The organism is Microbacterium sp. 01T413_2 (genome assembly GCF_056398985.1).
On the sequence record NZ_JBFTQL010000001.1, the window covers coordinates 220,051 to 233,304 of the forward strand.

The 13,254-nt window shown below is 69.1% G+C and carries 8 protein-coding genes and 1 tRNA gene; 8 read left to right on the forward strand and 1 reads right to left on the reverse strand.

Going from position 1 to position 13,254, the window contains the following annotated elements; genetic code table 11:
* The first annotated feature begins 13 nt into the window (after window positions 1–13).
* From lgt to AC1DMN_RS01110, 7 genes are all read left to right on the forward strand, one after another.
* Complete coding sequence (gene lgt / locus AC1DMN_RS01080; protein ID WP_477229088.1) at window positions 14–1,015, forward strand: prolipoprotein diacylglyceryl transferase; 1,002 nt, start codon at window positions 14–16, stop codon at window positions 1,013–1,015.
* Window positions 1,016–1,184: 169 nt separating this feature from the next.
* The gene (gltB, locus tag AC1DMN_RS01085; RefSeq protein ID WP_477229089.1) at window positions 1,185–5,702 is read left to right on the forward strand and encodes a glutamate synthase large subunit; all 4,518 of its coding nucleotides are present in this window, start codon (window positions 1,185–1,187) and stop codon (window positions 5,700–5,702) included.
* Window positions 5,695–7,158, forward strand: coding sequence for a glutamate synthase subunit beta (locus tag AC1DMN_RS01090; RefSeq protein ID WP_440731759.1), 1,464 nt, complete (start codon window positions 5,695–5,697; stop codon window positions 7,156–7,158). Before gltB ends, AC1DMN_RS01090 begins: the two co-directional genes overlap by 8 nt.
* A gap of 57 nt (window positions 7,159–7,215) precedes the next feature.
* A complete protein-coding gene (gene pyk / locus AC1DMN_RS01095; RefSeq protein ID WP_440731758.1) occupies window positions 7,216–8,661 on the forward strand; it encodes a pyruvate kinase in 1,446 nt (481 codons plus the stop codon).
* Between the two features lie 72 nt (window positions 8,662–8,733).
* Window positions 8,734–8,819: transfer RNA gene (locus AC1DMN_RS01100), tRNA-Leu, on the forward strand.
* Window positions 8,820–8,861: 42 nt separating this feature from the next.
* Window positions 8,862–9,479 (forward strand): ANTAR domain-containing response regulator, encoded by a 618-nt coding sequence (locus AC1DMN_RS01105; protein ID WP_045252013.1) that lies wholly within the window; start codon window positions 8,862–8,864, stop codon window positions 9,477–9,479.
* 4 nt (window positions 9,480–9,483) lie between these two features.
* Window positions 9,484–10,035 carry a GNAT family N-acetyltransferase gene (locus tag AC1DMN_RS01110; RefSeq protein WP_440731757.1) on the forward strand — a complete coding sequence of 184 codons (552 nt, stop codon included), beginning with the start codon at window positions 9,484–9,486 and terminating at the stop codon, window positions 10,033–10,035.
* 4 nt (window positions 10,036–10,039) lie between these two features.
* Here the strand turns inward: AC1DMN_RS01110 and AC1DMN_RS01115 are convergent, their stop codons facing one another.
* The gene (locus AC1DMN_RS01115; protein WP_440732429.1) at window positions 10,040–10,438 is read right to left on the reverse strand and encodes a hotdog fold thioesterase; all 399 of its coding nucleotides are present in this window, start codon (window positions 10,436–10,438) and stop codon (window positions 10,040–10,042) included.
* Between the two features lie 93 nt (window positions 10,439–10,531).
* Here AC1DMN_RS01115 and polA point away from each other — a divergent pair, with 93 nt between their 5' ends.
* Window positions 10,532–13,165 carry a DNA polymerase I gene (gene polA, locus AC1DMN_RS01120; RefSeq protein WP_477229090.1) on the forward strand — a complete coding sequence of 878 codons (2,634 nt, stop codon included), beginning with the start codon at window positions 10,532–10,534 and terminating at the stop codon, window positions 13,163–13,165.
* The last annotated feature ends 89 nt before the right edge of the window (window positions 13,166–13,254 follow it).

The following is a 13,254-nucleotide window of genomic DNA, read 5'->3' on the forward strand; positions in this document are numbered from 1 at the left end:
TAGACTCGTGACCATGCCCTTCGCGCTCCAGAACGCTCTCATCGGCGTGCATGCCAGCATCCCGAGCCCGCCGATCAGCTACTTCCAGGTCGGGCCGCTGCAGATCCACTTCTACGCGCTGTGCATCATCGCCGGCATCATCGTGGCCACGCTGCTGACCAACCACCGGCTGACGAAGCGCGGCGCGGAGCGCTGGGTCGTCGTGGACATCTGCATCATCGCGGTGCCGCTCGCCATCATCGGCGCGCGCATCTTCCACGTCGCCACGCACCCCGGCTTCTACTTCGGGCCGGACAAGAACACCTGGAACCCGTTCGAGCCCGGCTCGGTCTGGGCCATCTGGGAGGGCGGCATCGCCATCTTCGGCGCGCTCATCGGCGGCGCCATCGGCGCCTGGCTGGGCTGCAAGTGGACCGGCGTGCGCTTCTCGGCCTTCGCGGACGCGCTGGCCCCCGGCCTCATCCTCGCGCAGGCGTTCGGCCGCTTCGGCAACTGGTTCAACCACGAGCTGTTCGGCCTGCCCACCGACCTCCCCTGGGGCCTGGAGATCGAGTCGACGAACTCTGCCTTCCCGGCAGGACTCGCCCCCGGGACCCTGTTCCACCCCACGTTCCTGTACGAGGTCATCTGGAACACTCTGGGCTGCCTGTTCCTGCTCTGGCTCGGCCACAAGCTGCGCCTGCAATGGGGCAAGCTCTTCGCCGTCTACCTGATCTGGTACGGCGCAGGACGCATGGTCTGGGAGTCGATCCGCATCGATCCGAGCGAGATCTACTTCGGGCTGCGCACGAACGTCTGGGCCGCGCTGTTCGGCGTCGTGCTGGGCATCGTCGTCCTGTTCGTGCAGACTCGCCGTCACCCCGGCTTCGAGCCCTCGCCGTACCAGCCGGGTCGGGAGCCGAGCGCCGCTGGGGTAGAATCGCAAAACCCCGATGATTTCGTCGACCTGAGCGAGCCTCAGACCGACGAGAATCGCGCGGAGGCGGACGCCACGAGCGCCGTCTCCCGCCCCTGAGAACGGCACCGACAGGAGCCTCGCTGCGGTGGACGTACGTCCACCGGGAATATCGCACTGAACGAGCGGGCCGATGATGTCCCCGGGTTCATCAGAAATCTGAGGACGGTGACTGGTGTACTTCCAGCCTCCCCACGGCGCTTCCGGCGCTTACCCCCCGAAGCAGGGGATGTACAACCCCGCGTTCGAGAAGGACGCCTGCGGCCTGGCCATGGTCGCGACGCTCCGCGGGGAGCCGGGCCACGACATCATCGCGCTCGCCCTCGAGGCGCTGCGCAACCTGGAGCACCGCGGCGCGATCGGCTCCGACGCGGGCACCGGCGACGGCGCCGGGATCCTGACGCAGATGCCGGACGCGTTCCTGCGTGCGGTCACCTCGTTCGAGCTTCCTCCGGTGGGCGAGTACGCCGCCGGGCTCGCCTTCCTCCCGCTCGACTCGCGGTCGCGTCGCGAGCAGAAGGCCGGGATCGAGAAGATCGCGCGCGCCGAGGGCCTCACCGTGCTCGGCTGGCGCGAGGTGCCCACCGCGAACCAGCACCTCGGCAAGCTCGCCGACGAGGCCCGCCCCGCCTTCGAGCAGCTGTTCGTCTCGCGCCCCGCCTCGAGCGGAGCCGAGGCGCTTTCCGGCATCGCGCTGGACCGGGTCGCCTACAGGCTGCGCAAGCGCGCCGGCCATGAGCTCGGGGCCTACTTCGTCTCGTTGTCCGCCCGCACGCTGGGCTACAAGGGCATGGTCACGACTCTGCAGCTGGAGCCGTTCTACCCCGACCTGCAGGACGAGCGCTTCGCCTCCGAGCTCGCGGTGGTGCACTCGCGCTACTCGACCAACACCTTCCCGTCCTGGCCGCTCGCGCAGCCGCTGCGCATGCTCGCGCACAACGGCGAGATCAACACCGTCGGCGGCAACCGCAACTGGATGCGCGCCCGCCAGTCGCAGCTCGAGTCCGAGCTGCTCGGCGACATCCGCCCGCTGCTGCCGATCTGCACCGACGGTGCGAGCGACTCCGCCTCGTTCGACGAGGTGCTCGAGCTGCTCACCCTCACCGGGCGCAGCCTGCCGCACTCCGTGATGATGATGGTGCCGGCTGCCTGGGAGCGTCAGACGGACCTGGATCCGGACCTGCGCGCGTTCTACGAGTACCACGCCAACCAGATGGAGCCGTGGGACGGTCCCGCCGCCCTCATCTTCACCGACGGCACCGTCGTGGGCGCCACGCTCGACCGCAACGGACTGCGCCCCGGCCGTTGGACCGAGACGACGGACGGCCTCGTCGTGATCGGCAGCGAGACCGGTGTCCTGGAGTTCGAACCCGAGCGCATCAAGCGCCGCGGCCGCCTGCAGCCCGGCACGATGTTCGTCGTCGACACCGCCCAGCGCCGCATCGTCGAGGACGAAGAGGTCAAGCGAGACCTCGCCGCCCTGCACCCGTGGCAGGAGTGGCTCGATGAGGGACGCGTGCGCCTCGCCGATCTGCCGGAGCGGGAGCACATCGTGCACCCGGTCGCATCGATCACCCGTCGTCAGCGCACCTTCGGCTACACCGAGGAAGAGGTGCGGATCCTGCTCACCCCGATGGGGCAGACCGGCGCCGAGCCGCTCGGCGCCATGGGCAGCGATGCGCCGATCGCGGTGCTCTCGGAGCGTCCGCGGCTGCTCTTCGACTACTTCGTGCAGCAGTTCGCGCAGGTCACCAACCCGCCGCTGGACGCGATCCGCGAAGAGGTCGTCACGAGCCTCTCGCTCGGTCTCGGGCCGGAGCGCAACCTGCTGGACTGGGGACCCGAACACGCACGCACGATCGTGCTCGACTTCCCCGTCATCGACAACGACGAGCTCGCCAAGCTCCGTCACATCGATCGCGCCCGCCCGGAGCGCTCCAGCGCGACGATCAAGGGGCTCTACCACTTCGATCTGGGTCCGCACGCGCTCGCCCAGCGCCTCGAGGAGATGTGCGCCGAGGTCGACGCCGCGATCGAGGACGGCGCGGAGCTGATCATCCTCAGCGACCGGGACTCCAACAAGGACCTCGTCCCGATCCCGTCGCTGCTCATGCTGTCCGCGGTGCACCACCACCTCATCCGCCGTGAGGACCGGATGAAGGTCGGACTGATCGTCGAGGCCGGTGACGTGCGCGAAGTGCACCACGTCGCGACCCTGATCGGTTACGGCGCCTCCGCGGTGAACCCCTACCTCGCGATGGAGACGGTGGAGCACCTCGTGCGCACCGGCTACATCACCGGCATCACGCCGGAGAAGGCCGTCCGCAACCTGATCTACGCGCTCGGCAAGGGCGTGCTCAAGATCATGTCCAAGATGGGCATCTCCACGGTCGGCTCGTACGCCGGCGCGCAGGTGTTCGAGGCGGTCGGCCTCAGCCAGGAGCTCGTCGACGCGTACTTCACCGGCACCGAGACCAAGCTCGGCGGCATCGGCATCGAGGACGTCTTCGCCGAGAACCAGGCGCGCCACGACTTCGCCTACCCCGAGGACGCCGCGGCGCGTGCGCACGAGCGCCTCTGGACGGGCGGCGAGTACCAGTGGCGCCGTGACGGCTCGCCGCACCTGTTCAACCCGGACACCGTGTTCCGTCTGCAGCACTCGACGCGCACCCGGCGGTACGACATCTTCCGCGAGTACACGCAGCTCGTGGACGACCAGGCCAAGGAGCTGAAGACCCTGCGCGGCCTGTTCGAGCTGCGCACGGGGGAGCGCCCGCCGGTGCCGATCGACGAGGTCGAACCCGTGTCCTCCATCGTCAAGCGGTTCTCCACCGGTGCGATGAGCTACGGATCCATCTCGCAGGAGGCGCACGAGACGCTCGCGATCGCGATGAACCGTCTCGGCGCGAAGTCGAACACCGGCGAGGGCGGTGAGGATCCGGATCGCCTGGTCGACCCGGAGCGCCGCAGCGCGATCAAGCAGGTCGCGTCCGGCCGTTTCGGCGTGACCAGCCAGTACCTCACCGCGGCCGACGACATCCAGATCAAGCTCGCACAGGGTGCCAAGCCCGGTGAGGGCGGTCAGCTGCCGCCGCAGAAGGTGTATCCGTGGATCGCGCGCACCCGGCACGCGACGCCCGGGGTCGGGCTCATCTCGCCCCCGCCGCACCACGACATCTACTCGATCGAGGATCTCAAGCAGCTCATCTTCGACCTGAAGCGCGCCAACCCGAACGCCCGGATCCACACCAAGCTGGTCAGCCAGTCCGGCATCGGCGCGGTCGCTGCCGGTGTCGCCAAGGCGCTCAGCGACGTCGTGCTGGTCTCCGGCCACGACGGTGGCACGGGCGCGAGCCCGCTGAACTCGCTCAAGCACGCGGGCACCCCGTGGGAGCTCGGCCTCGCCGAGACGCAGCAGACGCTCATGCTCAACGGCATGCGCGACCGCGTCGTGGTGCAGGTCGACGGCCAGCTGAAGACGGGCCGCGACGTGATCATCGGCGCCCTGCTGGGTGCGGAGGAGTTCGGCTTCGCCACGGCGCCGCTCGTGGTGAGCGGCTGCATCATGATGCGCGTGTGTCACCTGGACACCTGCCCGGTCGGTGTCGCCACCCAGAACCCGGTGCTGCGCGAGCGGTTCACGGGCAAGCCCGAGTTCGTCGTGAACTTCATGGAGTTCATCGCGGAGGAGGTGCGCGAGCACCTCGCCGCACTCGGCTTCCGCAGCCTGGAAGAGATCGTGGGCCGGGCGGATCTGCTGCGCACGGACGCGGCCATCAAGCACTGGAAGGCGGACGGTCTCGACCTCGCCCCGGTGCTCGAAGGTCCTGTGTTCCCCGCCGGGGAGCCCCGTCGCAGTGCTCGCGCGCAGGACCACGAGCTGGAGAAGCACTTCGATGCTCCTCTGCTCGAGGCCGCCCGCGAGGCGATCGCTCAGGGCACGCCGGTCTCCTTCGATCTGCCGATCCGCAACACCGAGCGCGCCGTCGGCACGATGCTCGGCCACGAAGTCACCGTGCAGCACGGGGGAGAGGGGCTGCCCGCGGGCACGATCCGGATCTCCCTGCACGGCACTGCCGGGCAGTCGCTCGGCGCGTTCCTGCCGCGGGGCATCTCGATCTGTCTGGAGGGCGACGCGAACGACTACGTCGGAAAGGGTCTCTCCGGTGGCGAGATCGCGGTCCGTCCGCATCCCGATGCGACGTTCGTGCCGCAGCACAACGTGATCGCCGGCAACGTGATCGGCTACGGCGCAACGAGCGGCACGATCCACATCTCCGGCGTCGTCGGGGAGCGGTTCCTGGTCCGCAACTCCGGGGCGACGGCCGTCGCCGAGGGCGTGGGCGACCACGCGCTCGAGTACATGACCGGCGGCGTCGCCGTGATCCTCGGCAGCACGGGACGCAACCTCGGCGCCGGCATGTCCGGCGGCATCGCTTACGTGCGCGATCTGCACACCGAGCGCGTGAACCCGCTTTCGCTGAGCGCGGGGGAGCTGGAGCTCCTGGCTCTCGACGAGGTGGACACGCAGGAGCTGCGCGAGCTGCTGTCGCAGCATGTGGAGCGCACCGGATCCCCGCTCGCGGCGGAGATCCTGGCGGACGACGACTTCGCCGCCTCTTTCACGAAGATCCTGCCGCGGGACTACGCCGCCGTGCTGCGCACCCGCGCAGAGGCAGAGGCCGAGGGGATCGACCCCGACGGCTCCATCGTCTGGACCCGCATCCTGGAGGTGACCGGTGGCTGACCCCAAGGGCTTTCTGACCGTCACGGAGCGCGAGCTCCCCGCCCGCCGGCCCGTTCCGGTCCGCATCATGGACTGGAAGGAGGTGTACGAGCCGGGCGATTCGGCCGTGCTCCGCCGCCAGGCGAGCCGCTGCATGGACTGCGGTGTGCCGTTCTGCCACCAGGGCTGCCCGCTCGGCAACCTCATCCCGGAGTGGAACGATCTCACGTGGCGCGGCGAAGGCCGCGCGGCGATCGACCGCCTGCACGCGACGAACAACTTCCCGGAGTTCACCGGACGGCTGTGCCCGGCGCCGTGCGAGAGCGCCTGCGTGCTGGGCATCAACCAGCCCGCCGTCACGATCAAGCAGATCGAGGTCTCGATCATCGACGAGGCCTTCGCCTCGGGCTGGGTCGAGGCGCAGCCGCCGGAACGGCTCACGGGCAAGACCGTCGCCGTGGTCGGATCCGGCCCCGCCGGTCTCGCCGCCGCTCAGCAGCTCACGCGTGCAGGGCACACCGTCGCGGTGTTCGAGCGCGACGACCGCATCGGCGGGCTGCTGCGCTACGGCATCCCGGACTTCAAGATGGAGAAGTCGCACCTCGACGCGCGCCTGCGCCAGATGTCCGAGGAGGGCACGCGGTTCCGCGCCGGCGTGAACATCGGCACCGACATCAGCTGGGCCGATCTGCGCGCCCGGTACGACGCCGTGGTGATCGCGACCGGGGCGACCCTGCCGCGCGAGCTCGCGATCCCCGGACGGGACCTGGACGGCGTGCACTTCGCCATGGAGTACCTGGTCGAGTCGAACAAGGCCGTCGCCGGGGATCCCGTGTCGAACCAGATCACCGCCGAGGGCAAGCACGTGATCGTGATCGGCGGCGGCGACACCGGTGCCGACTGCATCGGCACCGCGCACCGTCAGGGCGCGCTCAGCGTGACGAACCTCGCGATCGGACGGCAGCCGTCGTCGGGACGCCCGGAGCACCAGCCCTGGCCGATGATGCCGACCGTGTTCGAGGTCTCCTCGGCGCACGAGGAGGGCGGGGAGCGGCAGTACCTGGCCTCTACCGTGGAGTTCCTCGGCAACGAGGCGGGCGAGGTGCGCGCATTGCGCGTCGCCGAGACCGAGTTCGTGGACGGCCGTCGCGTTCCCAAGAGCGGCAGCGAGCGGGAGATCCCCGCGGATCTGGTGCTCATCGCGATGGGCTTCACCGGCCCCGAGTACGAGGCGTACGGCGAGGACGGTCCGCAGCGCACCGAGCGCGGCGCGTTCCGGCGTGACGAGGACTACGCATCCACCATCCCGGGCGTGTTCGTCGCCGGCGACGCCGGACGAGGCCAGTCCCTCATCGTGTGGGCGATCGCCGAGGGACGCGCCGCAGCGGCCGCTGTGGACAGGCACCTCATGGGACAGACCGTGCTGCCCGCTCCGGTCCGCCCGTCTGATGTCGCGATCGGGGTCCAGCCCGCGTAGGCTGGCCCCGGCCTCGTGGCCCTTATTCCATCCCCCTGACACTTATCGGAGAACGCATTGAGACGTGCCAAAATCGTGGCCACACTCGGCCCCGCAACCTCGACGTATGAAACGGTGCGGGCCCTCATCGATGCGGGGGTCGATGTCGCCCGGCTGAACCTCAGCCACGGGGACTACTCCGTGCACGAGAACAACTACGCGAACGTCCGCCGCGCGGCGGAGGACTCCGGTCGCGCCGTCGCCGTCCTCGTCGACCTGCAGGGCCCGAAGATCCGCCTCGGCAAGTTCGAGGCCGGCCCCTACGAGCTCGCGGTCGGCGACATCTTCAAGATCACGACCGAGGACATCCTGGGCAACAAGGACATCTGCGGAACGACCTTCAAGGGTCTTCCGCAGGACGTCAAGCCCGGCGACTTCCTCCTCATCGACGACGGCAAGGTCCGTGTCGAGGTCATCGAGACCGACGGCACCGTCGTCACCACGCGTGTCGTGGTCGCCGGCGCCGTGTCCAACAACAAGGGCATCAACCTGCCCGGCGTCGCGGTCAGCGTCCCCGCGCTGAGCGAGAAGGACGAGGACGACCTGCGCTGGGGTCTGCGCATCGGCGCCGATCTCATCGCGCTGTCGTTCGTCCGTGACGCGTCCGACGTCACCCGCGTGCACGAGATCATGGCCGAAGAGGGCGTGAAGGTCCCGGTCATCGCGAAGATCGAGAAGCCGCAGGCCGTCGACAACCTCGAGAGCATCGTCGACGCGTTCGACGGCATCATGGTCGCCCGCGGCGACCTGGGCGTCGAGCTGCCGCTGGAGGCGGTCCCGATCGTGCAGAAGCAGGCGGTCGAGCTCGCCCGCCGCATGGCGAAGCCCGTCATCGTCGCAACCCAGATGCTCGAGTCGATGATCTCCAGCCCGGTGCCGACCCGCGCCGAGACCTCCGATGTCGCGAACGCCGTCCTCGACGGCGCCGACGCCGTCATGCTCTCTGGCGAGACCAGCGTGGGCGACTATCCCGTCATCGTCGTGGAGACGATGGCTCGGATCATCGAGTCCACCGAGGACCACGGCCTGGAGCGGATCGCCCCGCTGACCACCAAGCCGCGCACCCAGGGCGGCGCGATCACGCTCGCGGCTCTCGAGGTCGCCGAATTCGTCGAGGCCAAGTTCCTCTGCGTGTTCACGCAGTCGGGCGATTCGGCGCGGCGCCTGTCGCGACTCCGTTCGCGCATCCCCATGCTCGCGTACACGCCGGATCCGGCGATCCGCCGCCGTATGGCCGTCACCTGGGGCGTCAGCACGAGCCTGGTGAACTTCGTGCCGCACACCGACATGATGTTCCACCAGGTCGACGAGCATCTGCTCGGGTCGGGCCTCGCCGAAGTGGGCGACAAGGTCGTGGTCATCTCCGGCTCCCCTCCCGGGATCGTCGGATCGACGAACGACCTGCGCATCCACCGTGTCGGCGACACCGTTCACGGCGCCGCTCCGGCCTATCAGGCCAAGTAGGACGCGCACACGAGGGCCGGCCCCATGGGGCCGGCCCTCGTGGCATCCGCAGGTGCGCTACAGTCGATCCGGGCCGGCGTGGCGGAATGGCAGACGCGGAGCACTCAAAATGCTCTATCCGGAAGGGTGTGTGGGTTCGAGTCCCACCGCCGGCACCATGGTTCACAAGATCCGAAACTGCTGTCCAGTAGGATGGATCCGTGACTGAAGAGCAGCAGCCTGAGCAGCCCGCCTCGTCCGCTCCGCGACGCGTTGTCGTCGCCGAGGACGAGTCGCTGATCCGCCTCGACATCGTCGAGATCCTCCGCGACAACGGCTTCGATGTCGTCGGCGAAGCCGGAGACGGAGAGACCGCGGTGCAGTTGGCCACGGAGCTGCGTCCCGACCTCGTCATCATGGACGTGAAGATGCCCCAGCTCGACGGCATCAGCGCCGCGGAGAAGCTGCACAAGGGCAACATCGCGCCCGTCGTGCTGCTCACCGCGTTCAGTCAGAAGGAGCTCGTCGAGCGCGCGAGCGAGGCTGGTGCCCTGGCCTACGTCGTCAAGCCGTTCACGCCGAACGACCTTCTCCCGGCCATCGAGATCGCCCTGGCCCGCCACGAGCAGATCATCACGCTCGAGGCCGAGGTCGCGGACATGGTCGAGCGCTTCGAGACCCGCAAGCTCGTCGACCGGGCCAAGGGCCTGCTGAACGAGAAGATGGGCCTCAGCGAGCCCGAGGCGTTCCGCTGGATCCAGAAGGCATCGATGGATCGCCGCCTCACCATGCAGGACGTGGCGAAGGCGATCATCGAGCAGCTCGCCCCCAAGAAGTAAGGGCGTGGATCTCGGCGACGGGATCCTGCTCCGCCCGCTTCTTCCCGGAGACGGCGCCGAGCTCGCCGCGGCGTACACCCGTAACCGCGCTCACCTCGCGCCGTGGGAGCCGCTCCGCACAGCGGAGTTCTTCACCACCGCGCGCCAGGACGAGTTCGTCCGAGAGTCTCTGCGCGGTGTGCACGAAGGGCGTACTGCCGCCTACGTGCTGGAGGACGCCGACCACCGCATCGTGGGACGGGTGAACCTCAGCGACATCGTGCGCGGGGCGTTCTGGAGTGCGCACCTCGGCTACTGGATCGACAAGGACCTGACGGGCCGCGGGGTCATGCGCGCCGCGGTCTCCGCCGTCTGCGCGCTCGCACGTGACGACCTCGGACTGCACCGGGTCCAGGCGGCGACGCTCGTGCACAACGAGGCGTCGCAGCGCGTGCTGCGGGCCATCGGCTTCACCGAGATCGGTCACGCTGCGCGCTACCTGCGCATCGCGGGGGAGTGGCAGGACCACCTGCTGTTCCAGCGGATCCTGGAGGATGCTCCGGACAGCGGGTCCTGAGCGGTCAGGCGCCGGGAAGGTCCTTGATCATGTTCGTGATCCGGATCGTGGAGCAGCGCCGGCCCTGATCGTCGCTCACGGCGATCTCGTGCACGGTGATGCTGCGGCCCAGGTGCACCGGGGTGCACACGCCCGTGACGACGCCGCTGGTGGCCGAGCGCGTGTGGGTCGCGTTGATGTCGACGCCCACCGCGAGTCGCCCGGGGCCGGCATGCAGGTTCGCCGCCATCGAGCCCAGAGACTCGCCGAGCACGACATAGGCGCCGCCGTGCATGAGCCCGACCGGCTGCGTGTTTCCTTCGACCGGCATCGTGGCCACGCAGCGGTCCACCGAGAACTCGACCCAGCTCAGACCCATCTTCTCCGCCAGGGCGCCCATGCCGCGTTCGACCGCCCAGTCCATCCCGGAGCCGGTCGGTGCAGCGGTCGTGTCCACAGGGTCGCTCACGCGGATCCTCCTCGATTCGATGTCCGCAGGGCTCGTTAGGCTGGAGTCGTGACGGACTCCGCAAAGCCTACCCTCATGGTCGTCGACGGCCATTCGCTCGCATACCGGGCGTTCTTCGCCCTTCCGGTGGAGAACTTCACCACAAAGGACAACCAGCACACGAACGCCATCTACGGCTTCCTGTCGATGCTGGTGAACCTCATCAAGGCGGAGCGGCCGACGCACATGGCGATCGCCTTCGACACGTCGCGGCACTCGTTCCGCACCGACGTATACCCGGAGTACAAGGCGACCCGCTCGGAGACCCCTTCGGAGTTCCGCGGGCAGATCCCGCTGCTGCAGGACTGCCTCGCGGCGATGTCGATCCCGGTCCTGACGAAGGAGGGCATCGAAGCCGATGACATCCTCGCCACGCTCGCCGCGCAGGGATCCTCGCAGGGCTTCGACGTGCTCGTCGTCTCCGGGGACCGCGACACGATCCAGCTCGTGAACGACGAGGTCACGCTGCTCTACCCGAACGTGCAGGGCGTGTCGCAGCTCAAGCGCTACGACCCGATCACCGTGCAGGAGCGCTACGGCGTGCGCCCCGAGCAGTACCCCGACATCGCCGCTCTCGTGGGTGAGACGAGCGACAACCTGCCCGGCGTGCCGAAGGTGGGCGAGAAGACCGCCGTGAAATGGCTCACGCAGTTCGGATCGCTCGATGAGCTGCTCGATCGCGCCGACGAGATCAAGGGCGTCGTGGGCGGAAACCTCCGCGGGCACATCGAGGACGTGCGCCGCAACCGCAAGCTGAACCGGCTGCTGCAGGACGTCGAGCTCCCCGTCGGCCCCTCAGACCTCGAGACGCGTCCGATCGACGCGCAGGCCGTGCGCGACATCTTCGCCCGCCTGGAGTTCCGCACGCTGCTGCCGCGGGTGTTCGAGGCGGTCGGCGAGGATGCGCCCGCCGAGGAGACCGCTGCCACCGTCGCCGTACCGGCTGCCACGGAGCTCTCCGTCGAAGGGGTCGCGGCGTGGCTCGCCACAGCCACCGGCGACGTCGCGGTCGAGGTGACCGCCGCCGGCGGACTGCCACGGCGCGTGGGGCTCGCACACGGCGACGACCTCGTCGAGCTCTCGTGGTCGCCGCAGGTGCAGGCCGCTCTCGCCGATTGGCTCGCGTCCGACGCGCCGAAGATCTTCCACGACGCGAAGCCGCAGGTGAAGGCGCTGCACAGCGCAGGCGTGCGCCTGGGCGGGCTGGCCTACGACACGAACCTCGCGGGATGGCTGCTCCGCCCGAGCTATCCCGACAAGACGCTCGCCGACCTCGTCGACCGCTACCTGGGTGAGAAGCTGCCGGAGGCGGATCCGAGCCAGCTCGTGCCGGAGACGGAGGGAGCCTCGCCCGCCCAGCTCGCCTGGTTCACGGCCCGCGTCGCCACCGCCCTGCGCACGGACGTTCCGGAGAGCGTCGACCGGGTGCTCCGCGAGATCGAGCTGCCCACCCTCATCACTCTCGCCGACATGGAGCTCGCGGGCGTCGCCGTCTCGCACGAGATCCTCTCCGGCTTCTCGCAGGAGCTGGGGGAGCGCGCGAGCCGCATCGCGGAGGAATCCTTCGCGATCATCGAGCGCGAGGTGAACCTCGGCTCGCCCAAGCAGTTGCAGGAGGTCCTCTTCGAGCAGCTCGAGCTGCCGAAGACCCGCAAGACCAAGACCGGGTACTCCACCGACGCGGCCGTGCTCGCAGACCTGCAGGAGAGCAGCCCGCATCCGTTCCTCGACCTGCTGCTGCAGCACCGTGAGGCCACGAAGCTCCGGCAGATCATCGAGTCGCTCGACACGGCCATCCGCGCCGACCACCGCGTGCACACGACGTATGTGCAGACGGGCAGCCAGACGGGCCGGCTCAGCAGCACCGACCCGAACCTGCAGAACATCCCGGTGCGCACCGAGGAGTCGCGGCGCATTCGCAGCGCGTTCCAGGTCGGCGAGGGCTACGAGACGCTGCTGACGGCGGACTACTCGCAGATCGAGATGCGCATCATGGCGCACCTCTCCGGCGACGAAGGCCTCATCGAGGCGTTCAACTCGGGGGAGGACCTGCACCGCTTCGTGGGTGCGCGCGTGTTCGGCGTGGAGCCCGAGGAGGTCACGCCGGCCATGCGCACCAAGGTCAAGGCCATGTCCTACGGCCTGGTCTACGGTCTCAGCGCCTTCGGCCTGTCCAAGCAGCTGCGCATCGAGCAGTCCGAGGCGAAGCAGCTCATGATGGAGTACTTCGCCCGCTTCGGCGCCGTGCGCGACTACCTGCGCGCCTCGGTGATCGCCGCGAAGGAGGTCGGCTACACCGAGACGATCTTCGGGCGACGCCGACCGTTCCCGGACCTCGTCAGCCCGAACCGCGTGCTCCGTGAGAACGCCGAGCGGGCGGCGCTCAACGCTCCGATCCAGGGCAGTGCGGCCGACATCATGAAGGTCGCGCTGTTCCGCATCCACGCCGACCTGCTCGAGGCCGGCCTCGCCTCCCGGGTGCTGCTGCAAATCCACGACGAACTCGTGGTCGAGGTGGCGCCCGGGGAATGGGATGCCACCGAGCGCATCGTGCGCGAGCGCATGGCCGGCGCCGCGGACCTGTCTGTGCCGCTGGACGTGCAGGTCGGTCGCGGCGGCGACTGGAACGAGGCCGCGCACTGACGCAACGCCGCGGAACGGGAACCGCTCCACGATGCGCGCCCTCAGCCGCGTCGTTCCGTGGAGCGGAGCCCGTTCCGTGGATAGGCTCA

Excerpts from the sequence above, each read along its gene's own strand:
- AC1DMN_RS01115 (WP_440732429.1), bottom strand. The coding sequence starts at position 10,438 with ATGGACTGGGCGGTCGAACGCGGCATGGGCGCCCTGGCGGAGAAGATG.
- lgt (WP_477229088.1), top strand. The coding sequence starts at position 14 with ATGCCCTTCGCGCTCCAGAACGCTCTCATCGGCGTGCATGCCAGCATC.
- gltB (WP_477229089.1), top strand. The coding sequence starts at position 1,185 with ATGTACAACCCCGCGTTCGAGAAGGACGCCTGCGGCCTGGCCATGGTC.